The organism is Ruegeria sp. (assembly GCF_965199275.1).
Classification (GTDB): Bacteria; Pseudomonadota; Alphaproteobacteria; order Rhodobacterales; family Rhodobacteraceae; genus Ruegeria.
This window is the reverse complement of sequence record NZ_CBDAQX010000023.1, coordinates 13,658-38,005: the sequence shown is the minus strand read 5'-3', so window position 1 is coordinate 38,005 and position 24,348 is coordinate 13,658. Positions and strand designations below refer to the sequence as shown.

Annotated in this window: 23 protein-coding genes and 2 pseudogenes; 14 read left to right on the top strand and 11 right to left on the bottom strand. The window is 57.1% G+C overall.

Features of this window, described 5'->3' with window-relative positions; genetic code table 11:
- Positions 1 to 69 precede the first annotated feature (69 nt).
- On the top strand, positions 70 to 570 hold the full coding sequence (locus ACOERD_RS22860) for an FxsA family protein (RefSeq protein ID WP_419740590.1): 501 nt from the start codon (positions 70 to 72) through the stop codon (positions 568 to 570).
- 54 nt (positions 571 to 624) lie between these two features.
- Entirely contained in the window at positions 625 to 1,134 is a 510-nt protein-coding gene (gene secB, locus ACOERD_RS22855) for a protein-export chaperone SecB (protein WP_170380195.1), read from the top strand.
- Positions 1,135 to 1,161: 27 nt separating this feature from the next.
- On the opposite strand, the gene dnaQ is transcribed toward secB, so the two are convergent.
- Genes dnaQ through ACOERD_RS22835 form a run of 4 tightly spaced genes read right to left on the bottom strand, consistent with a single transcriptional unit; the run spans position 1,162 to position 3,896 of the window.
- Complete coding sequence (gene dnaQ, locus ACOERD_RS22850) at positions 1,162 to 1,884, bottom strand: DNA polymerase III subunit epsilon (protein WP_419740589.1); 723 nt, start codon at positions 1,882 to 1,884, stop codon at positions 1,162 to 1,164.
- Positions 1,877 to 2,470 carry a dephospho-CoA kinase gene (gene coaE, locus ACOERD_RS22845; RefSeq protein WP_419740588.1) on the bottom strand — a complete coding sequence of 198 codons (594 nt, stop codon included), beginning with the start codon at positions 2,468 to 2,470 and terminating at the stop codon, positions 1,877 to 1,879. The genes dnaQ and coaE overlap by 8 nt, the downstream gene beginning before the upstream one ends.
- Entirely contained in the window at positions 2,467 to 3,300 is an 834-nt protein-coding gene (locus tag ACOERD_RS22840) for a shikimate dehydrogenase (RefSeq protein ID WP_419740587.1), read from the bottom strand. The genes coaE and ACOERD_RS22840 overlap by 4 nt, the downstream gene beginning before the upstream one ends.
- Positions 3,297 to 3,896 carry a Maf family protein gene (locus ACOERD_RS22835; protein ID WP_419740586.1) on the bottom strand — a complete coding sequence of 200 codons (600 nt, stop codon included), beginning with the start codon at positions 3,894 to 3,896 and terminating at the stop codon, positions 3,297 to 3,299. Before ACOERD_RS22835 ends, ACOERD_RS22840 begins: the two co-directional genes overlap by 4 nt.
- Before the next feature lie 404 nt (positions 3,897 to 4,300).
- Here ACOERD_RS22835 and ACOERD_RS22830 point away from each other — a divergent pair, with 404 nt between their 5' ends.
- The 7 genes from ACOERD_RS22830 (at position 4,301) to ACOERD_RS22800 (ending at position 11,676) form a co-directional block, all read left to right on the top strand.
- Entirely contained in the window at positions 4,301 to 4,750 is a 450-nt protein-coding gene (locus ACOERD_RS22830; protein WP_170720518.1) for a CopD family protein, read from the top strand.
- A gap of 135 nt (positions 4,751 to 4,885) precedes the next feature.
- On the top strand, positions 4,886 to 6,157 hold the full coding sequence (gene rho / locus ACOERD_RS22825; protein WP_170462843.1) for a transcription termination factor Rho: 1,272 nt from the start codon (positions 4,886 to 4,888) through the stop codon (positions 6,155 to 6,157).
- Positions 6,158 to 6,187: 30 nt separating this feature from the next.
- Positions 6,188 to 7,474, top strand: coding sequence for a tRNA uridine-5-carboxymethylaminomethyl(34) synthesis GTPase MnmE (gene mnmE, locus ACOERD_RS22820; protein WP_419740585.1), 1,287 nt, complete (start codon positions 6,188 to 6,190; stop codon positions 7,472 to 7,474).
- 12 nt (positions 7,475 to 7,486) lie between these two features.
- Entirely contained in the window at positions 7,487 to 9,355 is a 1,869-nt protein-coding gene (gene mnmG / locus ACOERD_RS22815; protein WP_419740584.1) for a tRNA uridine-5-carboxymethylaminomethyl(34) synthesis enzyme MnmG, read from the top strand.
- Complete coding sequence (rsmG, locus tag ACOERD_RS22810; RefSeq protein ID WP_419740583.1) at positions 9,352 to 9,963, top strand: 16S rRNA (guanine(527)-N(7))-methyltransferase RsmG; 612 nt, start codon at positions 9,352 to 9,354, stop codon at positions 9,961 to 9,963. The genes mnmG and rsmG overlap by 4 nt, the downstream gene beginning before the upstream one ends.
- The gene (locus tag ACOERD_RS22805; RefSeq protein ID WP_419740582.1) at positions 9,956 to 10,759 is read left to right on the top strand and encodes a ParA family protein; all 804 of its coding nucleotides are present in this window, start codon (positions 9,956 to 9,958) and stop codon (positions 10,757 to 10,759) included. The genes rsmG and ACOERD_RS22805 overlap by 8 nt, the downstream gene beginning before the upstream one ends.
- A 20-nt stretch (positions 10,760 to 10,779) precedes the next feature.
- A complete protein-coding gene (locus ACOERD_RS22800) occupies positions 10,780 to 11,676 on the top strand; it encodes a ParB/RepB/Spo0J family partition protein (protein ID WP_419740581.1) in 897 nt (298 codons plus the stop codon).
- Here the strand turns inward: ACOERD_RS22800 and ACOERD_RS22795 are convergent.
- Genes ACOERD_RS22795 through rph form a run of 4 tightly spaced genes read right to left on the bottom strand, consistent with a single transcriptional unit; the run spans position 11,666 to position 14,491 of the window.
- Positions 11,666 to 12,019: a YbaN family protein gene (locus ACOERD_RS22795; RefSeq protein ID WP_419740580.1), complete on the bottom strand. Its 354-nt coding sequence runs from the start codon at positions 12,017 to 12,019 to the stop codon at positions 11,666 to 11,668. The genes ACOERD_RS22800 and ACOERD_RS22795 overlap by 11 nt on opposite strands.
- 3 nt (positions 12,020 to 12,022) lie before the next feature.
- Positions 12,023 to 13,177: a radical SAM family heme chaperone HemW gene (gene hemW / locus ACOERD_RS22790; RefSeq protein WP_419740579.1), complete on the bottom strand. Its 1,155-nt coding sequence runs from the start codon at positions 13,175 to 13,177 to the stop codon at positions 12,023 to 12,025.
- Positions 13,167 to 13,781 (bottom strand): RdgB/HAM1 family non-canonical purine NTP pyrophosphatase, encoded by a 615-nt coding sequence (gene rdgB, locus ACOERD_RS22785; protein ID WP_419740578.1) that lies wholly within the window; start codon positions 13,779 to 13,781, stop codon positions 13,167 to 13,169. Before rdgB ends, hemW begins: the two co-directional genes overlap by 11 nt.
- Positions 13,778 to 14,491 (bottom strand): ribonuclease PH, encoded by a 714-nt coding sequence (gene rph, locus ACOERD_RS22780; RefSeq protein WP_419740577.1) that lies wholly within the window; start codon positions 14,489 to 14,491, stop codon positions 13,778 to 13,780. The genes rdgB and rph overlap by 4 nt, the downstream gene beginning before the upstream one ends.
- 112 nt (positions 14,492 to 14,603) lie before the next feature.
- On the opposite strand from rph, the gene hrcA reads away from it, so the two are divergent.
- Positions 14,604 to 15,668: a heat-inducible transcriptional repressor HrcA gene (hrcA, locus tag ACOERD_RS22775; RefSeq protein ID WP_419740576.1), complete on the top strand. Its 1,065-nt coding sequence runs from the start codon at positions 14,604 to 14,606 to the stop codon at positions 15,666 to 15,668.
- 10 nt (positions 15,669 to 15,678) lie between these two features.
- The gene (locus tag ACOERD_RS22770) at positions 15,679 to 16,242 is read left to right on the top strand and encodes a nucleotide exchange factor GrpE (RefSeq protein WP_170470713.1); all 564 of its coding nucleotides are present in this window, start codon (positions 15,679 to 15,681) and stop codon (positions 16,240 to 16,242) included.
- Between the two features lie 58 nt (positions 16,243 to 16,300).
- Here ACOERD_RS22770 and mutS read toward each other — a convergent pair whose 3' ends face one another.
- Positions 16,301 to 18,913, bottom strand: a complete 2,613-nt coding sequence (gene mutS, locus ACOERD_RS22765; RefSeq protein WP_419740830.1) for a DNA mismatch repair protein MutS — start codon at positions 18,911 to 18,913, stop codon at positions 16,301 to 16,303.
- A 161-nt stretch (positions 18,914 to 19,074) separates the two neighbouring features.
- Here mutS and ACOERD_RS22760 point away from each other — a divergent pair.
- Both ACOERD_RS22760 and ACOERD_RS22755 read left to right on the top strand, forming a co-directional pair.
- Positions 19,075 to 21,336: pseudogene (locus ACOERD_RS22760) on the top strand (NADP-dependent malic enzyme).
- Positions 21,333 to 22,205, top strand: coding sequence for a ribokinase (locus ACOERD_RS22755; protein ID WP_419740575.1), 873 nt, complete (start codon positions 21,333 to 21,335; stop codon positions 22,203 to 22,205). Before ACOERD_RS22760 ends, ACOERD_RS22755 begins: the two are co-directional and overlap by 4 nt.
- Here the strand turns inward: ACOERD_RS22755 and msrA are convergent.
- Together msrA and ACOERD_RS22745 are read right to left on the bottom strand one after the other, a co-directional pair.
- Positions 22,202 to 22,873: a peptide-methionine (S)-S-oxide reductase MsrA gene (gene msrA, locus ACOERD_RS22750; RefSeq protein ID WP_419740574.1), complete on the bottom strand. Its 672-nt coding sequence runs from the start codon at positions 22,871 to 22,873 to the stop codon at positions 22,202 to 22,204. The genes ACOERD_RS22755 and msrA overlap by 4 nt on opposite strands.
- A 160-nt stretch (positions 22,874 to 23,033) precedes the next feature.
- Complete coding sequence (locus tag ACOERD_RS22745) at positions 23,034 to 23,804, bottom strand: transporter substrate-binding domain-containing protein (RefSeq protein ID WP_419740573.1); 771 nt, start codon at positions 23,802 to 23,804, stop codon at positions 23,034 to 23,036.
- A 122-nt stretch (positions 23,805 to 23,926) separates the two neighbouring features.
- Between ACOERD_RS22745 and ACOERD_RS22740 the strand changes: the two are divergent.
- A pseudogene (locus tag ACOERD_RS22740) lies at positions 23,927 to 24,328 on the top strand (ATP-binding cassette domain-containing protein); the annotation flags it as partial.
- Positions 24,329 to 24,348 lie beyond the last annotated feature (20 nt).

Genomic DNA, 24,348 nt, shown 5'->3' with positions numbered 1-24,348 from the left:
CTCCTGCCACTATGTAGGTGACAGTTGGTGGCAAGTCCACAGTTCGGCCATAGGTAAAGGATAACGCAAATGTACCTGTTCTTGGCATTTTTATTGGTTCCGATCCTCGAGATCGCCCTGTTCATCCAGGTTGGCGGTCTGATCGGCTTGTGGCCAACCCTTGCCATCGTGGTTCTGACGGCGGTTTTGGGCACCACATTGGTACGGACACAAGGTCGCATGGCGCTGGGGCAATTGCAGCAATCCTTCGCCACTCTGGACGACCCAACCGAGCCCTTGGCCCATGGCGCAATGATCCTTTTATCCGGAGCGTTGCTGCTGACACCCGGTTTTTTCACCGATGCCGTTGGGTTTGCACTGTTAATCCCCAGCGTGCGGATCGCTGTTTTCCGCTATCTAAAGTCCAAGGTGACCGTGACCCAGTTCCAGATGGGGCCGGGCGCGGGCTTTCAACAGCCGCGCGAACCGTTTGAACAAGGCGACGTGATTGACGGCGAGTTTACCGAGGTGCGCCCGCGTAAAGACACCTCGAAACCGTCAAAATGGGTGGAAGGTCCCCACCAGCATTGAGGTGCCGCGCGCAACTTGCTAAGCAGTGTCGAATTTCATTTTTGGAGTAGATCCATGGCCGAAGAAAACGCTGCAGAAAACACTGCGGCTCAAGCCGCCCCTCAGGTTCAGATGCGCGTTCTGGGACAGTTCATTCGTGATATGTCCTTTGAAAACGTCATGGCGCAAAAAGGCGTGTCCGGTGACGTACAGCCCGAGATTCAGGTTCAGGTAAACCTGGACGCGAAAAAGCGTCAGGTCGAGCATCAGTACGAAGTTTCGATCAAGCTGAAGCTGACCTCGAAAGCCAAAGGCATGGACGATGTCCTGTTCCTATGTGAGCTGGACTATTGCGGGCTGTTCCACGTGGAAGGCGTGCCAGAAGATCAGCTGCACCCGTTCCTGATGATCGAATGCCCGCGCATGCTGTTCCCGTTCCTGCGCCGTATCGTCAGCGACGTCACCCGCGATGGTGGCTATCCGCCGGTGAACCTGGACAACATTGATTTCGTTGCACTTTACCGCAACGAGCTAATGCGCCGTCAGGCCGCTCAGGCGGAACAGGCCGAGCAGACCGACGCCTAAATCCCTTGAGCCCCGTGCCTGACCGGATCAGGCGCGGGTCCACAGGGCGCTTTCGCCCAGTTTCTCGACAAATGCGTCATGCGCTGCGCGCTCATCCTCGGTGATCCGGGATGGCAGCGGCGTCGCGCGTGGTGTCGGACGCCAGTCATCTGCCCCACCTGCGCCGGACGCGGCCGAGGTAGACAGGCCGAAATCCGGTTGGCGTCCGCCGATCAGCTCTAGATAAACCTCGGCCAGGATCTCCGAGTCCAAAAGCGCGCCGTGCAGCACTCGGTTTGAGTTGTCGATATTAAACCGCCTACACAGCGCATCCAACGACGCCGGAGAGCCCGGAAACCGCTTGCGCGCAATGGCGAGCGTATCGAGCGCCTGATCCATCGGAATCGGCGGCAGGCCCATCCATTTCAGCTCGGCATTCAGGAACTTCATGTCGAACGAGGCGTTGTGGATCACCAATTTCGCGTCGCCGACAAACTCGCGAAACCCTTGACCGACCTTCGCAAAAACCGGTTTGTCTTTCAGCGTCACCTCACCCTTTTCGGGCGGGCGCGGGGTTTCCAGCAAGTCAGGGCCGATACCATGCACGCCAAACGCCTCTTCCGGCATGCCGCGTTCCGGGTTGATATAAACATGATAGGTCTCGCCCGTGGCCACGTGGTTCCACAGCTCGACCGCGCCGATCTCGACAATCCGGTCACCGCTTTCAGGATCAAAGCCCGTGGTTTCGGTATCGAGTACAATCTCACGCATCAGCCATCCCCGCCCGTATCTGCCTGATCACATCCTGCACCTGCGCGCGGGCATGGTCCAGAGTGTCGGTGTCGATCACATAGTCTGAGCGCGCGCATTTCTCGTCATTCGGCATTTGCTTGGCGCGGATCTGTTCGAATTGCGCTTCGGACATTGTACCGCGTTCCATCACACGGCGTTTTTGTTCATCAGGCGATACCCGAACGCAGGCGACCGCATCCATCGCAGCCTCACCGCCCGTTTCGAACAGAAGAGGGATGTCGAACACCAGAATATCGGCCGCGGCACTTTCGCGAAATGCGGCGCGATCTGCGGCGACCAGAGGGTGAACGATCCCTTCGATCCGTTTCAACGCAGAACTGTCTTCGGAGATAATCCGTTTCAATGCCTCGCGGCTGACCGCGCCCTCTACGATAGCCGACGGAAAACCGTCACCCATGGGTCCAACCGCCGCGCCACCTTTGGCATAGAGACGATGCACCGCCGCATCCGCATCCCAAAGCGCGCAGCCTTCATCGACGAACATTTGCGCCGTGGTGCTTTTGCCCATCCCGATTGAGCCTGTCAGGCCAAGCGCAAATTTCATGCCAGAACGGCCGCGCGCAAATCGTCATTGACCTCGGGGCGCACACCGAACCAACGTTCAAAGCCCGGAACCGCCTGATGCAGCAGCATGCCCAGACCATCGACCACGGTGCATCCGGCCTCTTCCGCTGTTTTCAGCAGGTTGGTTTTGAGCGGCGCGTAGACCAGATCGGTCACTACCGCGCCCGGCTGCAAACCATCCAATGGCACCCGCAGTTCGGGCTGACCCTGCATGCCCAAAGAGGTCGTGTTGACCACAAGCTCAGCGTTTTCGATCACGTTGCCAGCTTGCACCCAATCCACAACGGTGATGCGCTGGCCGAATTCTTCTTTCAGATGATCGGCACGGGTGCGGGTCCGGTTGGTCAGCAGGATCTCGGGCACGCCTGCATCCGCCAGCGCCTGCAACACGGCGCGCGCCGCTCCACCTGCGCCAAAGACCACGGCAGGGCCATCCTTGGCGTTCCAATCCGGTGCCCCAGCGCGCAGGTTCTCCATGAACCCATAGCCATCGGTGTTGTCCGCATGGATCGAGCCATCCTCGCGGAAAACCAGCGTATTCGCGGCCCCGATCACGGTCGCCCGGTCCGAGACGTGGTCTGCAATACGCAAGGCAGCCTCTTTATGCGGTACCGTCACGTTTGTTCCCACAAAACCGGCCTTGGGCAGGGTGCGCAAAACGGTCTCCAGATCAGCCGGAGCGACATCCATGGGGACGTAGTGCCCCTCTAGCCCGTAGGTCTTCAGCCAATGCCCATGCAATTTGGGCGAGCGGGAATGGCCCACCGGGTGCCCGATCACTCCGGCCAGAGGAATCTTGTGGTCCGTCATTGATCAATCACCCCTTTGACAGCCAGATAGTTGAGCAGCTCCAACAGTGGCATACCCAAAACGTTAAAGTAATCACCGTCAATGGTTGCGAACAGGCGCACGCCTTCTTCCTCAAGCTTATATGCACCCACCGCGTGGCGGATGCTGTCCCAGTTGCGGTCGACATAGTCTCTCAGGTAGGCATCCGAGCTCATCCGCATCCGCAAGCGCACCTGACCGACATGACGCCAGATCGGCTCTCCATCCTGATAGATCACTGCCGCGGAAAGCAACATGTGCCGCTTGCCCCGCATCATTTTCAACTGGGCAAAGGCATCCTCAGGCGTCTGAGGCTTCGACAGCAGCTGCCCATCGAAATCCAAAACCTGATCGCAGCCCAGCACCATCGCTCCGGGCGTCTTGTCACTCACCTTACGCGCTTTCATTTCCGCCAGCGCATCGGCAATATCACGCGGCGAGGCGTCCTCAGCCAACAAGGCACGCTTTATGCTATCCTCGTCCACGCGCGCGATCTGAACAGAGAAAGGCACGCCTGCATCCTCCAGCAACTGCGCGCGAATAGAGGATCCTGAGGCCAGGACAATGGGGACAGACATGTGGACAACCCCGTGGGCAAATAGTTGAGCGGTCTTGGACGCTTTGTATGGTTTTCAGATTGACACGCAAGCCCGGGAATTTCGCGAAAAACTTCCCTGAGTCGCTCAAACATCATCCAATCAGGGTAAGGATAACTGGGAAACAGCGGATAACTGGGAAATCTGGATTTATTCAAGGTGTTATCCCCAGATGCATCCTCGGAATTTTGAGTTAAGATACTGTTTTATAATAGTTATTTTTCAAATTCACAGAATCACTCAAATCACGTGCAAAACTGTCCACCTGGGGAAAACCAATGGGTAAAAAAGTAATCCACGGATTTTACCCACTCTACAAAACCATCTTCCTTTCTTCTTTCTTATTTTTTTATTAGGGAGAGTTCCGAGCAGCACCCGGAGCCGAGATGACCGATCTTCTTTTCACGATTTACCCGTGGGTGAAGTCCCTTCACATCATGGCGGTAATTTCGTGGATGGCAGGACTGTTCTACCTTCCCCGTCTGTTCGTCTATCACGTAGAAAAAGCACAAGCGGTTAACGGGGCTGAGACCATCTTCTTCGAAATGGAAGAGAAGCTGCTGCGTGTGATCATGCGCCCTGCGATGATCGTGGCATGGGTTTGTGGTCTGATCATGGTGTTCACACCGGGCATCGTCGGCTGGGATTTTGCATGGCCCTGGCTCAAGGGTGCGGCCGTGATTGGTATGACCTGGTTTCATCATTGGCTGTTGGCCCGCCGCAAGGATTTCGCTGAGGGGCGAAATAAGCTCACTGGGCGGCAGTATCGCATGATGAACGAGGTTCCGACCGTTCTGATGGTTGTCATCGTTCTAGCGGTCATTCTGAAGTTCTGAGGGCCGTTCCAGCAAGGGCCTGTTTGACTCCGCAGATTGACACAACTATGTAGGGGTCAACACGCCCGTCCGGGCGGCGTCTTTTCCGTACTGAAATTCCACTTCGAACCGCAGTCCGCGGTGAAGGTATGCATCATGTCCAATGAATCCCTGAATCTGGCCGACCTGAAAGCCAAAAGCCCCAAAGACCTTCTGGCAATGGCCGAAGAGCTGGAGATCGAAAACGCCTCGACCATGCGTAAAGGCGAGATGATGTTCCAGATTCTGCGCGAACGCGCGGATGAGGGCTGGACTGTTGGCGGTGACGGTGTGCTTGAGGTCCTGCAAGACGGCTTCGGCTTCCTGCGCTCGCCTGAGGCGAACTATCTGCCGGGTCCGGACGACATCTATGTCTCGCCTGACATGATCCGTCAGCACTCGCTGCGCACTGGTGACACCGTTGAAGGCGAAATCAAAGCGCCCGACGATAGCGAGCGGTATTTTGCGCTGACCAAGGTCACCAAGATCAACTTTGAAGATCCTGAGAAGGCCAAGCACAAAATCCTCTTCGACAACCTGACGCCGCTCTACCCGGATGAGCGTCTGAAAATGGAGATAGAGGACCCGACCATCAAGGACAAGTCGGCCCGTGTGATCGACCTGGTCTCACCCATCGGTAAAGGCCAGCGGTCGCTGATCGTGGCACCTCCGCGGACCGGTAAGACGGTGATCCTGCAGAATATCGCGCACTCGATCGAACAGAACCACCCTGAGTGCTACTTGATCGTCCTGCTGATCGACGAACGCCCGGAAGAGGTGACCGACATGCAGCGCTCGGTGAAGGGTGAGGTCGTGTCCTCGACCTTCGATGAACCTGCAACGCGCCACGTCGCCGTGTCCGAGATGGTGATCGAAAAAGCCAAGCGTTTGGTTGAACATAAACGAGATGTTGTTATTCTCCTCGACTCGATCACAAGACTTGGTAGAGCATTTAACACTGTGGTCCCATCCTCGGGTAAAGTTCTAACCGGTGGTGTGGACGCGAATGCTCTGCAACGGCCCAAGCGGTTCTTTGGTGCTGCGCGGAACATTGAGGAAGGTGGCTCGCTGACCATCATCGCCACCGCGCTGATTGATACCGGCAGCCGGATGGACGAAGTGATCTTCGAAGAATTCAAAGGCACGGGTAACTCGGAAATCGTTCTGGATCGCAAGATCGCAGACAAGCGCGTGTTCCCGGCCATCGATATCCTCAAGTCCGGGACCCGGAAAGAGGACCTGCTGGTCGACAAGGGCGATCTGGCCAAGACCTTCGTTCTGCGCCGCATCCTCAACCCGATGGGCACGACCGATGCGATCGAGTTCCTGTTGTCCAAGCTGAAACAGACGAAGACAAACGGCGAGTTCTTCGATTCGATGAACACCTGACACAGGTCTTAACTGACGCGAGGCCTTCGAATGGATACGATATTCGCCTTGGCCAGCGCGCAAGGCAAAGCAGGGGTGGCGGTCATCCGCCTCTCTGGTCCTGACGCGCATGGTGCCGCGGCCGGGATGACTGGCGGCGCGCTTCCGGCGCGTGGGATGTCTCTGCGAACTCTTATGGATGCTGACGGTGCTCGTCTGGATGATGGTCTGGTGCTGACCTTCAAGGCTCCGGCTAGCTTCACCGGTGAAGATGTAGCTGAGTTGCAGATTCACGGAAGTACGGCCTCGGTTAATGCTGTCATGCGCTGCTTGTCGGAAACGGATGGTCTACGCCTTGCCGATCCAGGGGAGTTCACCCGCCGCGCGTTGGAAAACGGCAAGATGGATTTGGCCCAGGTCGAAGGCCTTGCTGATTTGATCGACGCCGAGACGGAAGCCCAACGCAAACAGGCGCAAACAATCCTCGCTGGTGAGTTGGGAAATCTGGCCGAGCGATGGCGGAGTGACCTGATCCGAGCTGCCTCTCTGTTAGAGGCCGTGATCGACTTTGCAGATGAAGAGGTTCCAACCGACGTCACCCCCGAAGTGCGCGACCTGATCTCGGGCGTCATGGCGGACTTGAAGCGCGAAGCAGATGGCGTTCAGATAGCAGAACGCATCCGAACCGGGTTCGAAGTTGCAATCGTCGGCCTTCCCAACGCGGGTAAGTCTACCTTGCTGAATGCTTTGGCTGGGCGAGACGCTGCAATTACATCAGAATATGCGGGGACAACGCGGGACGTCATTGAGGTTCGTATGGATCTGGCAGGACTTCCGGTGACACTACTGGACACCGCCGGTCTGCGCGATACGGACGACCACGTTGAAAGCCTTGGTATCGCACTAGCTAAGAAACGCGCTGAAGCTGCTGATCTGCGTGTGTTCCTGTCTGACGAACCGTTGCATCTTGGTGTTGATATTCAGCCAGATGATATTCAGGTGGCACCGAAAGCGGATCTTCGTAGTCCCCAAGACGGTGGAGTTTCAGGTAAAACCGGGCAAGGGATTGATCAGCTGATATCCAACATATCGCGTGTACTGAGTAATCGTACCACTAGTCATGGTATTGCGACACGAGAACGCCATCGCATTGCTTTGACTAAAGCATTGGACGCACTGACTGCGGCAATGTCGGTTCTGGAATCGGGTCCGGACCTGTATGATATAGCAGCAGAAGAGATGCGCACTGCGGTCCGCGCACTTGAATCTTTGGTGGGCAGAATAGGTGTCGAGGATCTGTTAGATGAAATATTCTCGAGCTTCTGTCTGGGAAAATAGGGAGTGTTTCACGTGAAACATTCAGACTTCGATGTAGTCGTCATTGGCGCGGGGCACGCGGGCACCGAGGCTGCGCATGCTGCAGCCCGAATGGGTGTTTCGACAGCATTGGTCACGCTATCAGCCGCAGATATCGGTGTGATGTCCTGCAATCCTGCAATCGGAGGATTGGGTAAAGGCCACTTGGTTCGCGAGATAGATGCCCTGGACGGCGTCATGGGACGTGTTGCAGACCAAGCAGGGATCCAGTTCCGGCTGCTGAACCGCCGAAAAGGGCCAGCAGTGCAGGGCCCAAGGACGCAAGCGGATAGGGTGCTTTACCGAGCCGCGATGCAAAAGGAAACGGATAGGCAAGAAAACCTGTCTGTTATTGTTGGTGAAGTCGTAGACTTTCTGATGACACAGGATCGTGTCGCTGGAGTTAAGTTGGGCGACGGATCAGAAATCTCGGCAAAGTCCGTCATTCTTACGTCCGGCACGTTCCTTCGAGGTGTAATTCACATTGGAGGCGTCTCGCGACCCGGAGGTCGCATGGGGGATCGTCCCTCCATCCGATTGGCGGAGCGCTTGGACGCGTATGATCTTCCGACTGGACGTTTGAAAACGGGAACCCCACCGAGGTTGGACGGGCGCACAATAGATTGGTCAGGTTTGGAACGCCAGGATGGCGACGACGAACCAACCTTGTTCTCGTTCCTGTCGACATCCGTTGTTGCGCCTCAGATTTCGTGTGGGATTACTCATACGAACGCTCAGACACATGAAATAATTGAACAGAACCTAAGTAAGTCAGCGATGTATGGCGGGCACATCGATGGTGTTGGCCCAAGATATTGCCCGTCGATCGAAGACAAGATTGTTCGGTTTGCAGAGAAAGACTCGCATCAGATCTTCCTTGAGCCCGAAGGGGTGAATGATCACACGATATACCCCAACGGTATTTCAACGTCTCTGCCGCAAGATGTGCAGCTACAATATGTTCGTTCGATCAAAGGTCTGGAGAATGCTGATATCCTGCAGCCTGGCTACGCCATTGAGTATGACTATATTGACCCTCGTGTCTTGTCAGCTTCTTTGGCCTTGCCCGAGGTTCCAGGCCTATATCTAGCTGGTCAGATCAACGGAACTACAGGATATGAGGAGGCTGCCGCTCAGGGTATGGTTGCTGGCCTCAATGCGGCTTTGGCTGTTCAGGGCAAGGAGCCAATCCATTTCACCCGTGTCGATAGTTACATCGGTGTCATGATAGATGATCTTACCACCCGAGGCGTTGCGGAACCGTATCGGATGTTCACCTCTCGTGCGGAATTCAGATTGTCACTTCGAGCAGATAATGCAGATCAGCGTTTGACCCCAATTGGATTGCAGTTGGGCTGTGTTGGAAGTAGGCGTGGACGAGCTTTCATAGAAAAGATGGACCAACTGAGTGACGCAAAATCGCTTTTGAGCGAAAAAACCTATACGCCAAAAGAAGTTTTGGCCGCTGGCATCAATGTCAATCAGGATGGGAATAGGCGTGATGGAATGGCGATTTTGGCTTTTCCGGATGTGGGTTTTGAGGACCTGCTGCCGTTGATACCCGAACTGGACACGGTGACGCCAGATATCCGGCTTCAGGTCACTAGGGATGCGCTATACGCAAACTACATCGCACGGCAGCAGCGGGATGTCGAAGCGATGAAGAGGGACGAAGCCTATCAGATTCCCCGGGATTTCGACTATTTTGCTTTGGATGGGCTTTCATCTGAAATGAAGCAAAAGCTGTCTCAGGCAAAACCCGGGAATATTGCTCAGGCCAGTAGGGTAGAAGGCGTTACACCCGCGGCCTTGACCTTGGTTTTGGCAAAACTTCGGCGCGAACAAAAAGTTAAACAAGCATGAAGCCTGATTTTTCCAAGTTCGATGTTTCACGTGAAACATTCGACCGGCTGGAAACTTATGTGGAGCTGGTGAAACGCTGGAATCCCAAGATTAACTTGGTTTCAAGAAACAGTCTGGAGGATATTTGGGATCGACATATTCTGGATTCCGTCCAGGTATTCCGATGTGCAACCACCGCAGACAGATGGGTTGATATCGGAGCCGGAGGCGGATTTCCGGGGATGGTGTGTGCGATTATGGCACTGGAAGAGTCGCCAAACACCCGTTTCCAATTCGTCGAAAGTGATCAGAGAAAATCAGCATTCCTGAGGAACGTTGCACGTGAATGTGGGGTGACGTGTCAGGTCATTTCAAAACGAATCGAATCCGTTGATCCACTTGAAGCTGATATTCTATCGGCCCGTGCTTTGGCAGATCTGCGAACATTATTTTCTTTTTGTGACAGGCATTTAAGCGAGAACGGCACTGCTTTGTTGCCGAAAGGCGCGAACTGGAAAAAAGAACTGTCAGAGGCTCAGGAAGAATGGAAATTCGATGTTGAGCCGATTACAAGTCTAACAGAGCCCCAAGCCGTAATCCTTAAAATCAAAGGAGTATCTCGTGGTTGATCTTTCTCGTCCTTCAGGGCCCCGGATAATTGCGGTTGCCAATCAGAAGGGCGGAGTTGGGAAAACCACGACGGCGATAAATCTGGCTGCGGGTTTGGCCGAAGCTGGCTGCCGGGTTCTGGTTGTTGATCTCGATCCGCAGGGCAACGCGTCGACTGGATTGGGTGTCGAAGACCGAGATTGGACCACTTATGATCTTATTTTGGACGACGCACCGCTAGAGGCGGTCATACAAGAGACAGAGATAGGTGGTCTTTTCGTCATTCCGGCCACTGTCGATCTGAGTTCGGCGGATATCGAACTCATTTCAAACGAAAAACGCAGCTACTTATTGCATGACGCTTTGCGACAAACCTCAATAGACGGGTTTGAACTGGATTTCGTTTTGATTGATTGCCCTCCGTCCTTGAACCTGCTGACCGTGAACGCAATGGTTGCCTCGCATTCGGTTCTTGTTCCATTGCAGAGTGAATTCTTTGCTCTGGAGGGTTTATCTCAATTGATGCTGACGATCCGAGAGGTTCGCCAAACGGCGAATCCAGATCTGAGAATCGAAGGTATTGTGTTGACCATGTATGACAACCGCAACAACTTGTCCCGTCAGGTCGAGAAAGACGCACGTGACAATTTGGGTGAGATGGTTTTTAAGACCAAGATACCCAGAAATGTGCGGGTCAGTGAGGCGCCGTCTTACGCATTGCCAGTTTTGCAATATGACTCGGGCTCGCTTGGGGCGATGGCATATCGTCATCTGGCCCGCGAAGTCATGCACAAGAACAACAAAGTCGTCGCTTAAGCGACAATGAGGAGGGCGACATGAGCGCCAAAAAAGCGAAACCCAGGGGTCTTGGTCGTGGTCTGTCGGCTCTTATGGCGGATGTCACGCAGGAAACGGATGGACGCTCACCGGTTGAGCCGCGCCGGCCGGATATGACGGTACCAATCGAAAAGCTGAAGGCGAACCCGAACCAGCCGCGCAGGACTTTCCAGCCAGAGCAGTTGGATGAGCTGGCGTCCTCGGTCAAGGAAAAGGGAATCATCCAGCCGTTGATCGTGCGGTCGATCGGTGCTGGAGAGTATGAAATCGTTGCGGGGGAACGCCGTTGGCGCGCCGCGCAAATGGCGCAACTGCATGATATTCCAGTTATTATTCGTGATTTTGATGATACGGAGGTTCTTGAAGTTGCAATTATCGAGAATATCCAACGGGCGGATCTGAATTCCGTTGAAGAAGCCGCTGGTTACAAGCAGCTCATGGATCGTTTCGGTCACACACAGGAGAAACTGGCCGAGGCTTTGGGTAAAAGTCGCAGCCATATCGCTAACCTCTTACGGCTTTTATCTCTACCGATGGATGTGCAAGCCCTTGTGATCGAAGGGAAATTATCCGCAGGCCATGCACGAGCTTTGATCACAGCCGAGAATCCATCCGAGCTGGCCAAACAGGTCGTGAAAGAGGGGCTTTCGGTGCGAGCCACAGAAGCCCTGGTGAAAAAGCACCAGCAGGGCGCAGGTGATCGTCCCGTTCCGAAGTCTCGGGATCTGAATGCAGGCAAAGATGCAGATACCCGCGCGTTAGAGAAAGACCTTTCAGCCATTTTGGCTATGAAGGTTGCAATCAACCATAAGGCCGGGACAGAAACGGGTCAGGTTGTTTTGACCTATGAGAACCTGGACCAGTTGGACGATCTTTGCGCCAAACTCAGCCGTTAGGGCGGGTCCAGATAAAGATCATAACGCAGCTTAGAACCACGGCCTGAATGATCAGGACGTAGGATGGCAAAGACAACAGAACAGAAATGCCAAAGACGGCGGCCACCGACACGGTGGCCGCCTTTTTTGCGCTCGGACGGATCGCGCCGGAACTCTGCCAATCGATAATCATCGGGCCAAAAACCTGATGGGTCAGAAGCCAGTTGTGCAGCCGGGACGATGAGCGGGCAAAGAAAAACGCGGCCAGCAGCAAAAATGGAACGGTTGGGAGAAGCGGCAAGACCACTCCGACCATGGCGAGCGTGACGCAGAACAAACCAAGACCGGCCCAGAGGTACTGCATCGGCTACTCCAACAACTCGCGGATCACCGCATTTAGAACGGCACGCCCATCTTTAGTTGCTTTCAGGCGCGTGTCTGACAGCTCGATCATGCCAAGGTCGGTGAGAGAGTCGAGCTTGTATTGGGGAAGCGGATGACCGGAGAGAGTGCTGAACCTTTCCATATCCAGGCCTTCAGCCAGTCGGTGACACATCATAAGGTATTCAGCTGCCTGTTCCACCGGAAGAACCTCGGTTCGATCACTTTCTCCGGATCCGTTGGAAACCGCATTTAGCCAGGTATTTGGCGACAAATGGGTCTCCGTCGCGAATTTACGTCCGTTCAAAGTGACACGACCATGCGCGCCGGGTCCGATGCCAACATAGTCGCCGTAACGCCAATAGATCTGGTTGTGCTGAGACTCGGACCCGGGGCGGGCATGGTTGGAGATTTCATAGGCTGGCAGGCCGTGCGCCTCGCAGATCTCTTGCGTGGCCAGATACATATCGGCGGCGCGGTCATCCTCGGGCAAACCGCGCAATTTACCGACCGCATAGCGATCCCCAAAGGCGGTGCCCTCCTCGATCGTCAGCTGATAGAGCGACAGGTGATCGACGGCCATAGAGAGGGCCTCGGTCAACTCGGCCTGCCAAGAAGTAAGCGTCTGGTACTGGCGCGCATAGATGAGGTCAAAACTGACGCGGTCGAAACAGGTGCGGGAGATGTCGAAGGCCGCGCGTGCTTCGGCGACCGTATGGATGCGACCCAAGCGACGGAGGTCTTCATCATTCAGCGCCTGCACACCCATCGAAATCCGATTGACGCCAGCGTCACGATAGGCGGCAAAGCGCCCGGCCTCGACCGAGCCGGGGTTGGCCTCGAGCGAAATTTCCATATCGTTGGCGGGCCGCCAGAGGCTGCGGGCTTCGTCAATCACGGCTGAAACGGTGTCGGGGTTCATCAGTGACGGGGTGCCACCGCCAAAGAAGATCGTATTGAGAACCCTGTCGGGCGTTTCACCGGCTGATCGGCGCAGTTCGGCTAGATAAGCATCAAGCCATTGTTTTTGATCAATACTTTTAGAAACATGGCTGTTGAAATCGCAATAGGGACACTTGGCCTCGCAAAAGGGCCAATGCACATACAGGCCAAAGCCCCCGTTGCGCCAATCATCCGCCAAAGCAGCCCTTCACGAACATCTCCACCGCGCGGCCGCGATGGCTGATCTTGTTCTTTTCCCAACGATCCATCTCGGCAAAGGTAATGTCGTGACCTTCGGGGACAAACATAGGGTCATACCCGAAGCCGTCCTTACCTCGGATTGGCCAGACGAGATGACCGGGTGCGATGCCTTCGAACACTTCGTCATGACCGTCGGGCCAGGCCAGAACCAGCGCGCAGCGAAATTGCGCGGTGCGCGGATGCGCTGCGTTCTTGGCCTCCAGTTCGTCATGTGCACGGGTCATGGCCATCATGAAATCGCGGCCATTGTCGGTTTCGGCCCAATCGGCCGTATAGACGCCCGGCGCGCCGTCCAGCGCGTCGATGGTGATCCCGGAATCGTCCGACAGGGCAGGCAGGCCGGTGGCCTTGGCGGCAGCATGCGCTTTGATCCGGGCATTGCCGACAAAGGTATCTTCAGTCTCGTCCGGTTCGGGCAGGTTCATTTCTGCCGCGCTAACCACGGTCACGCCAAAGGGGTTGAGGAGATGCGCCATCTCCTCAAGCTTGCCTTTGTTATGTGTGGCGACCAACAGCCTGTCGCCGTCGAACTTGCGGGTCATGCGGTGGCTGCCTTTTGGGCGGCAGCCAGCTCACCCGCGCCTTTTTCGGCCAGATCCATCAGTTGATCCATCTGCGCGCGGCTGAAGACCGAGCCTTCGGCGCTCATCTGGACTTCGATCAGTTTGCCCGAGCCGGTCATGATGAAGTTGCCGTCCACGCCCGCCTCTCTGTCTTCGGGGTAGTCGAGGTCCAGCACTGGCTGACCGGCGTAAATTCCGCAAGATACCGCCGCAACAGGGTCTACCAAGGGATCCGAGATCACATCGCCCGCTTTCATCAGCTTGTTCACAGCCAGCCGCAGCGCGACCCAGCCGCCGGTGATCGAGGCGCAGCGGGTGCCGCCATCCGCCTGGATGACATCGCAATCCACAGTGATCTGACGCTCACCCAATGCAACCCGGTCGACGCCGGCGCGCAGGGCGCGGCCGATCAGGCGCTGGATTTCTACGGTACGACCACCTTGCTTGCCCGAGGCCGCCTCACGCCGCATCCGGGTGTTGGTTGCGCGGGGTAGCATGCCGTATTCGGCGGTGACCCAGCCAAGGCCCGAGCCTTTGATGAAGGGCGGTACGCGATCCTCGATCGTGGCAGTACACAGCACGTGGGTGTCGCCCATCTTGATCAGGCAAGATCCTTCGGCATGTTTGGTGAAGCCCGTCTCGATTGAAACGGCGCGCATTTCGTTTAGATCACGTCCTGAGGGTCGCATGGGAATTCCTTTGTTTGCTAGGTTGGGGATAACGTCCTGCGGCATTACGATGCAACCCCGATTGACCTTTCATTTACCTGCGATTTAATGGCAGTCCAGCAGGGGACCGAGAATGAGCGAAGCCAGCAGAATTCTGTCAGAGATGAACGACCGGTCGCGTGAGGTGTTTCGGCTGATCGTCGACAGCTATCTGGAAAGCGGTGAGCCGGTTGGAAGCCGCACCTTGACGCGGACTCTCTCAGAAAAAGTCAGCGCAGCGACCGTGCGCAATGTGATGCAGGATCTTGAGTTTCTGGGTCTGCTCGACAGCCCTCATGTGTCTGCAGGACGAATTCCGACGCAGCAGGGGCTAAGGATGTTCGTGGACGGTTTGCTTGAGGTTGGAGATCTGGGCGCCGATGATCGGCAGAAACTGGATGAGACTTTAGGCTCTAACGCGGGTGATGTAGGCGGAATGCTGGATCGCGTGGGCTCGGCCTTGTCACACGTGACACATGGCGCATCACTGGTTTTGACGCCAAAACACGAGGCCGAGACCAAGCATATCGAGTTTGTCTCATTGGCGCATGATCGGGCGCTGGTGGTTCTAGTTTTCTCGGATGGGCATGTCGAAAATCGGCTGTTCACGCCGCCACCGGGTCAGACGCCCAGTTCGATGCGAGAGGCCGCGAATTTCCTGAATGCGCTGATCGAGGGGCGAACGCTCAGCGAAGTGCGCCTTCAGATGCTGTCGCAGATTGATGCCCGCAAACAAGAGATCGACATTCTGGCCCGAGAGATGGTGGAAAGCGGGATTGCGGCCTGGGACGGGGATGGAAGCGACTCGGCCCGTCTGATCGTGCGTGGTCGGGCGAATCTTCTTGCAGATTCGGGTGAGGCTGAGGAGTTGGACCGCATTCGCACCTTGTTCGATGATCTGGAACGCAAGCGCGACATCGCCGAATTCCTTGAATTGACCGAGGAAGGCGAGGGTGTACGCATTTTTATTGGCTCCGAGAACAAACTTTTCTCACTTTCGGGTTCCTCTTTGGTGGTGTCTCCTTATATGAACGCTGATCGTAAGATAATTGGTGCGGTTGGGGTCATCGGGCCCACACGTTTGAATTATGGACGGATCGTACCGATCGTGGATTATACGGCGCAACTGGTCGGCAAGCTGATATCCGACCGGAGCTAGAGGGTAAGAGATGGCAGAGCCCAAGAACGAAGAATTTCTGGACGACATCATGGCGGCCGAAGCGGAAGAATTGGCCGAAGAGTTCGCTGAGATCAGCGACGAGGCGCTGGAACTGGATGAGTTGCGCGCCGAGCGGGATGACTACAAAGACAAGTTCATGCGCGCTTTGGCTGATGCGGAAAACGCACGCAAGCGTGGCGACAAGGCCCGCCGGGACGCGGAGCAATATGGTGGGTCGAAACTGGCCCGCGACATGCTGCCGGTCTATGACAACATGAAACGCGCGCTTGAGGCCGCGACTGATGAGCAAAAAGAAGTGGCTGCTGGTTTGCTGGAAGGTGTCGAGCTGACCATGCGCGCCCTGAAAGACGTGTTCCAGAAACATGGGATTGAAGTGATCACGCCGGAGGTTGGGGATCGGTTCGATCCGAACGTGCATGAGGCGATGTTTGAAGCGCCAGTGCCGGGAACGCGCGCTGGGGACATCATTCAGGTGTCAGCAGAAGGGTTTATGTTGCACGACCGTTTGCTGCGCCCGGCGCAGGTTGGTGTGTCGTCGACACCTGCGAGCTGATTGACCTCTGCGAGGCCAAGCCTCCGGCGGAGGTATTTTTGAACAGAAGAAGGGGCGGTCAGGATTTGGCCGCCTCTTTCAGTTTGTAGATCAGGTCGAGGGCTTCGCGCGGGGTCAGCTCGTCCGGGAGGATGTCGTTCAGCATGTCCGCGACCGGTGAGGCTTTCGGTGCAGGCGGCGGCGGTGACGCGGCTGAGAAAAGCGGGAGGTCGTCGATCAGGGATTCTTGTTTACCACCCTCACGCTCGGTTTTTTCCAGTTGATCCAACACGATGCGGGCACGCTCGACGACTGAGGCAGGCAGACCCGCCAGTTGGGCGACCTGCACACCGTAAGACCGATCGGCGGCGCCTTTGTGGACCTCGTGCAGGAAAATGACCTCGCCCTCCCATTCCTTCACGGTGACGGTGGCGTTGTCGACGCCTTTGAGCTTTCCAGCAAGCGCGGTGAGTTCGTGGTAGTGCGTGGCAAACAAAGCCCGGCATTGGTTGGCGGCGTGTAGGTGCTCTAGCGTGGCCCAGGCGATGGAGAGGCCGTCATAGGTGGCGGTGCCGCGACCGATTTCATCCAGAATGACGAGGGCGCGGTCATCGGCCTGATTCAGAATAGCGGCGGTTTCGACCATCTCGACCATGAAGGTCGAGCGACCTCGGGCCAAGTCGTCAGAGGCTCCGACCCGGCTGAAAAGCTGGCTGACAAGGCCGATATGGGCCTGTTCCGCAGGGACGTAGCTGCCCATTTGGGCCAGCAGGGCGATTAGGGCGTTCTGGCGGAGGAAGGTTGATTTACCGGCCATGTTGGGACCGGTCAGCAGCCAAATTGCGGCCCCGTCTTCGGCGCTCAGATCACAGTCATTGGCGATGAAGGCGTCGCCGCTTTGCTGGCGTAGAGCGTGTTCCACCACAGGGTGGCGTCCCCCCTGAACCGCAAAGGCGCGCGAAGTATCTACCTGCGGGCGACACCAAGCCTCACCGCGTGAGAGATCGGCCAGCGCGGTGGTCAGATCTAGCTCGGCCAGTCCTCGGGCGGCTTGGTTGAGGCGGGCGGCGAGGGCCAGAATTTCGTCAGAAAGCCTTTTGTAGAGCCGCTTCTCGATCTCAAGCGCCAAGTTTCCAGCATTCAGGATACGGGTTTCGATCTCCGAGAGTTCGACCGTCGTGAACCGCACCTGATTGGCGGTGGTTTGGCGATGGATATAGGTCTCGGAGAACGGCGGGTTCAGCATCTTCTCGGCATGAGTGGCCGTGGTTTCGATGAAATAGCCCAACACGTTGTTGTGCTTGATCTTCAGCGAGGTGATCCCGGTGTGTTCCGCATATTTCTGCTGAAACCCGGCGATGACGGATCGGCCTTCGTCGCGCAGGGTGCGCGCTTCGTCCAGTTCGGGGTCAAAGCCGGGGGCAATGAAGCCACCGTCGCGGGCCAGCAGGGGCGGTTCGGCCACCAAAGCCTCATCCAGCAGGTTCAGGAGGTCGTCAAAGCCAACAAGGTTTTGTAAGGCGGTTGTCAGCAGGACCGGCAGATCCTGCCCTTCGCAAATGCCCGCAATTGCAGCGGCTTGGGTCAGGCCGTTGCGGATGGCGGCCAGATCGCGAGGCCCGCCACGTTCAAGCGACAGGCGAGACAGGGCGCGGTCCAAATCTGGGGTTTTGCGCAGGGCCTCGCGCAGGTCCGAGGAGATCAGGCTGTCTTCGGCGGCAAAGCTGACGGCGTCGAGACGGGAATGGATCACATCCAGATTGCGAGACGGGCTTGAGAGGCGCTGTTCCAGCAATCGTGCCCCGCCGGGTGTGACGGTGCGGTCGACCACCGACAACAACGATCCGGCGCGACCGCCCGACAGAGATCGGGTTAGTTCCAGATTGCGGCGCGTGGCCGCATCGATCTGCACCACGCGGTCTTCGGATTCCTTCAAGGGTGTTTGCAGCAGGGGCAGTTTGCCCTTCTGCGTGATCTCAAGATAGTCGATCAGGGCACCCATGGCCGACACTTCGGCCCGTCCAAAGGAGCCGAACGCCTCCAGCGCGCCCACGTGAAACAGCCCGCAGATGCGTTTTTCCGCCGCGGTACTGTCGAAACTGGCCCGTCCAACAGGCGTCAGCGAGATTCCCAGATCGCGGACGGTTTCGTTCAGCGATTGCTCCATCCCATCGGCAACGATCAACTCGGATGGCGCCAAACGTGCCAACTCTGGGCTGAGGCGCACGGAGGTCAAAGGCATCACGTGAAACGCCCCGGTCGAGATATCGGCCCAGGCGAGTGCGGCCTCATCACGGACCTCGGCATAAGTGGCCAGAAAGTTGTGGCGGCGGGCTTCCAGCAGGGCGTCTTCGGTCAGCGTGCCGGGCGTCACTAGACGCACGACATCGCGCTTTACCACCGATTTAGAGCCTCTTTTCTTCGCTTCAGCTGGGCTTTCCATCTGTTCGCAAACGGCCACGCGGAACCCTTTGCGGATCAGGGTCAGCAAATAACCCTCGGCCGCATGCACCGGGACACCACACATCGGGATATCGTTACCATTGTGTTTGCCGCGCTTGGTCAGGGCGATGTCCAGCGCTTCGGCGGCGTTGACGGCGTCCTCGAAGAACATCTCGTAGAAATCGCCCATACGGTAGAACAGCAGGGCGTCGGCATGGGCCTCTTTGATCTCGAGATACTGCGCCATCATCGGCGTGACTGTGGACAAAAGCGGCCCCCTTCTGGCGTGTTCCGGACGTGACCTTACAAATCCCCCATCTTCTGTAAAAGCCGAAAACTCATTCTCGTTGAGGCGCGCGCGCGCCTGCGCTATGACGCATCAGCCCCGAAGTCATGGAAACGACATTTAAGATGCCCAAAGCGAAGATCACCAAAGAAGAGGCGCTGGCCTTTCACCTCGACCCGACCCCCGGCAAGTGGGAGGTGCAGGCCACTGTTCCCATGACCACGCAACGCGATCTGTCGCTGGCCTATAGCCCGGGTGTGGCGGTGCCATGTGAAGCCATCGCCGAAGCGCCTGAAACGGCGTATGATTATACCAACAAGGGCAATCTTGTTGCTGTGATCTCAAACGGGACCGCCGTGCTGGGTCTTGGCAATCTCGGCGCGTTGGGGTCGAAACCGGTGATGGAGGGGAAATCCGTTCTGTTCAAACGGTTCGCCGACGTGAACTCGATCGATATCGAGTTGGACACCGAAGACCCGGATGAGTTCTGCCGCGCGGTGCGTCTGATGGGGCCGACCTTTGGTGGCATCAACCTCGAAGACATCAAGGCGCCGGAATGTTTCATCATCGAACAGCGCCTCAAGGAAGAGATGGACATCCCCGTCTTCCATGACGATCAGCACGGCACGGCGGTGATCTGTGCAGCGGGTCTGCTGAACGCGCTGCATATTTCGGGCAAGAAAATTGAGGACGTTAAGATCGTTCTGAACGGAGCGGGTGCTGCGGGCATCGCCTGTATCGAATTGCTCAAGTCGATGGGTGCGCGACATGAGAACTGCATTGTCTGTGACACCAAAGGCGTGATCTATCAGGGCCGGACCGAGGGTATGAACCAGTGGAAGTCGGCCCATGCGATCTCAACCGATTTGCGGTCGCTTGAAGATGCTATGAAGGGTGCGGATGTATTCCTGGGCGTTTCGGTCAAGGGGGCTGTGACGCAGGATATGGTTGCCAGCATGGCCGACAATCCGGTGATTTTCGCGATGGCGAACCCGGATCCTGAGATCACGCCGGAAGAGGCGCATGAGGTCCGCGTTGACGCGATCGTTGCCACCGGGCGCAGCGACTATCCCAACCAGGTGAACAACGTTTTGGGCTTCCCATACTTGTTCCGCGGTGCGCTTGATATCCACGCGCGCGCCATCAATGACGAGATGAAGATCGCTTGTGCCCATGCTCTGGCCCGTCTGGCGCGTGAGGATGTGCCGGACGAGGTCGCCATGGCCTACGGCAAGTCGCTGACCTTTGGTCGCGATTATATCATCCCGACGCCGTTTGACCCGCGCCTGATCCACCGCATCCCTCCGGCGGTCGCAAAGGCCGGGATGGATACCGGAGCGGCCCGCCGTCCGATCATCGACATGGAGGCTTATGAGCTGAGCCTCAAGTCCCGCATGGACCCGACCGCCAGCATCCTGCGCGGCCTGAACGCCCGTGCCCGCCAGGCACAAAGCCGCATGATCTTTGCAGAGGGCGACGATCCGCGCGTGTTGCGCGCGGCGGTGACCTATCAGCGCTCGGGCTTTGGCAAGGCGCTGGTTGTGGGGCGTCCTGATGATGTGAAAACCAAGCTGGAAGAAGCTGGTCTTGGCGATGCGGTGCGTGAGCTTGAGGTGGTGAACGCCGCCAACACCGCGCATCTCGAGACCTATTCGAATTTCCTGTATAACCGTTTGCAACGCAAAGGTTTTAGCCCCAAGGATATCCACCGTTTGGCGGCCCGGGACCGGCATGTGTTCTCATCACTGATGCTGGCGCATGGGCATGGCGACGGCCTTGTGACGGGGGCGACACGCAAATCGGCCCACGTGCTGGACCGGATCAACCATGTCTTCGACGCGGACGCTGCTCATGGCGCAGCTGGCGTGACGGCGTTGCTGCACAAGGGGCGCATTGTTCTGATCGGTGACACTCTAGTCCATGAATGACCGGATGAGAACGATTTGGCCAATATCGCTGAACGCTCGGCCGACGTGGCTCGCCATATGGGGCTTGAACCATGCGTGGCTTTTGTCAGCTTCTCGACCTTTGGCTATCCGGTCTCGGAGCGGGCCGAAAAGATGCACCGCGCGCCTGCGGTTCTGGACCAGCGCGGCGTTGATTTCGAATACGAAGGCGAGATGACCGTCGATGTTGCCCTGAACGTAGATCAGCAGGCCGGGTACCCGTTCCAGCGCCTGACCGGCCCGGCCAATATCCTGATCGTGCCCGCGCGGCACTCGGCCTCGATCTCGACCAAACTGATGCAGGAAATGGGCGGAGCTACCGTGATCGGCCCAATCCTGTCTGGCGTCGAAAAGCCGATCCAGATCTGCTCGACCGTATCGACGGCCAATGATATCCTGAACATGGCCATTCTGGCCTCCTGCGATATTGGCAAGTCATGACGATCTGGAACCTGGGCTCGATCAATGCTGACATGGTTTACGGCCTGCCGCACTTGCCTGCGGCGGGGGAGACCTTGGCGGCAGACGGGCTTGAGCGATTTCTCGGCGGCAAAGGGGCCAATATGTCCGTTGCCGGATCGCGCGCGGGATCTCGGGTCAGCCATATCGGTGCTGTCGGTCCGGATGGGCGCTGGGCCAAGGATCGGCTGACGGAATATGGCGTCGACACGCGGTTCATTGCCGAGGTGGATGTGCCGACCGGTCACGCGATCATTGGGGTGGACGCGCAGGGCGAGAACCTGATCATCCTCTACCCCGGTGCCAACCATGCGTTGGACAGCGCGCAGATCGGGCAGGCGCTGGCCTCGGCCAATACCGGGGATATTCTGGTTTTACAGAACGAAACCAACGCTCAGGTCGAAGCGGCTCGTCTAGGGCATGAGCTTGGCCTGACCGTCTGCTACGCCGCCGCGCCGTTTCAGGCGCAATCGGTACAAGAGGTTTTGCCCTATCTGGATTTCCTGATCCTCAACGAAGTCGAGGCCGAGCAACTACAGCAGGAAACCGGGCTGGATGCAGCGGAACTGCCGGTACGCCATGTGATCGTTACGCTTGGATCGAAAGGCGCGCGATATCTGCAGCAGGGGTGTGATCCCGTGGAATTCGCCGCGCATAAGGTGCAGGCCGTGGATACGACGGGCGCGGGGGATACATTCACCGGCTATGTTCTGGCCGGGATGGACCGTGGCATGCCGATGGAACAGGCCATTCTACAAGCGAACCGCGCCGCGGCCTTGATGGTCACGCGGCACGGCACTGCAGATGTCATTCCGGATCTGAGGGAAGTCCGGGACGCGCAGTTGGATTAAGATCCGGCAAAGGGCGCGTCACTTCCCCAAAGCTGCTTCACCCGAGTATCCCGACCGCAGGCATTGCGGTAGGCTTTATAGGCATTCCTCTGACGCTTAGGGCCAAAGCGGGTGAAGACCAGCTTGTCGCCTTTGTAGTAGTCCTGATGGTATGCCTCGGCCGGATAAAACGCGCCCTCCTGCAGGATCGGGGTGACGACCGTTTGGCCAAGCGCTCGTTGCGCGTTGGTCTTTGCCTGTTGCGCAAGCGCTTTTTCCCCTGCGTTAGAGACGAAGATCGCCGTGCGGTAGCTGTCACCACGGTCGCAGAATTGACCGCCCGCATCTGTGGGATCGACCGAACGGAAGAACATGTTCAGAAGCGTTTCACGTGAGACGCGCGCGGGATCAAACGTGATCTGAACCGCCTCGTAATGGCCCGTGCCGCCTTTGGTCACCTGATCATATGTCGGGTTCGAGACAGAACCACCCGTGAACCCGGACACGGCGCCTATGACGCCGGGTACGGATTCGAAATCGGATTCAACACACCAGAAACATCCGCCGGCAACCGTCAGGGTCTCGGTCCCTGCAGCCGGGGCCGGAACGGCGCGCAAGGTTGCGGCCAGTGCAATCAAGGTGAACAACAGGGCGGGTTTTAGGTAGTCGAGATATGCAGTCCGGGTCATGGTATGTCTCCTTCCGAGACTCAAGGTGACCGGTGTTCTAACAAGTTGCAATTGCCTGACATGGAATGTCACGCGCTGGTGACCTGAGTTTATTGACTGACCTGTTTACCCACGCGACCGGCAAGAAAACGCCCGGCCGTGGGGCCGGGCGTTGGCAGGTTCACAGACCCCATTTCTTTTGGTTTTCCTCAAAGAAGCCCTGGGCTTTCTTCACCTCAATCCAGTTGTTCACGTAGTTGATCCAGACCTGATCATCCTGCGGCAGGATCATCGCGATGGGTGAAGGGGAACGTGGTCCGGCGTTCTTAACACGCTCGATCGGGAACTTCTCTTCCAAGGTGAAGCCTTCGATGTTCGATGTGATGAACACATCGGCCCGTCCGGCGATCACTTCTTGAAAACCACGTGCGGGGGCTTCGACCACTTTGATCTCGGCATTCGGGAACCACTCGCGGACGCGCTTCTCAAAGGTTGTGCCCAGCGTTGTTGCGACCGTCACACCCGGCTGGTTGATCGACTCATAGCCGTCGAATTTGTCGGCCTTGTCCTTGGTCGTGTATGGGAACAGCTCAAACGAGATATAGCTGTCCGAGAATCCGGCAACCTTCATCCGCGGCGGCGAGATCGAGGCCGAGCCGGTCAGGTGGTATTTCTTCGCCACAACGCCGTTCACCAGTGTTTTCCAATCGGTCGGGACGTATTCGACCTCAACTCCCAAATCGGCGGCGAGTTCGTTCATGATGTCGATGTCGTAGCCTTTGTAGCTGTTGGTGGCCGGATCCCGAAGGGACATCGGGTTCCAGTCACCGGTCGTGCCGACCTTCAACACACCGGAATCCAGGATTTCGTTCAGTGCCGATTGCGCCTGGGCTGCGCCTGACAAGACCAGACCAAGCGCAGCGGCAGCGGCTGCTCTCCAGATTGTGTTCATTTAATTCTCCTGTTGGTGGCAGCTGGGACTTGCTGCCATATATAGTTCGTTGTTTTAAGCGGGATAGGGGGCGCAGGCCCAATAAATCAATCCACCCGCGCAAACTAGGGACAGATCGACCAATGCCAGACCCCGCCATCGAGCTTGTCGATGTGAACAAGTGGTTCGATACGTTCCATGTCCTCAAGAATATCAACCTCACGGTCAATAGTGGTGAAAAGGTTGTGATCTGCGGGCCGTCCGGCTCGGGTAAGTCCACGGTCGTGCGCTGTATCAACCAATTGGAGAAACACCAGAAAGGCACGATCCGCATTGACGGCGTCGAGCTGAAGGATGACGCCAGATCCGCAGCCACGATCCGGTCCGAGGTCGGCATGGTGTTTCAGCAGTTCAACCTGTTCCCGCATCTGAGCGTTCTAGACAACTTGACACTTGGCCCCATCAAGGCGAGGGGCCTGAGCCGAGCGCAGGCCGAAGAGCGCGCGCGCCATTATCTTGAGCGCGTCCACATCTGTCAATCGGCATTGAATAATGATCAGGGCGA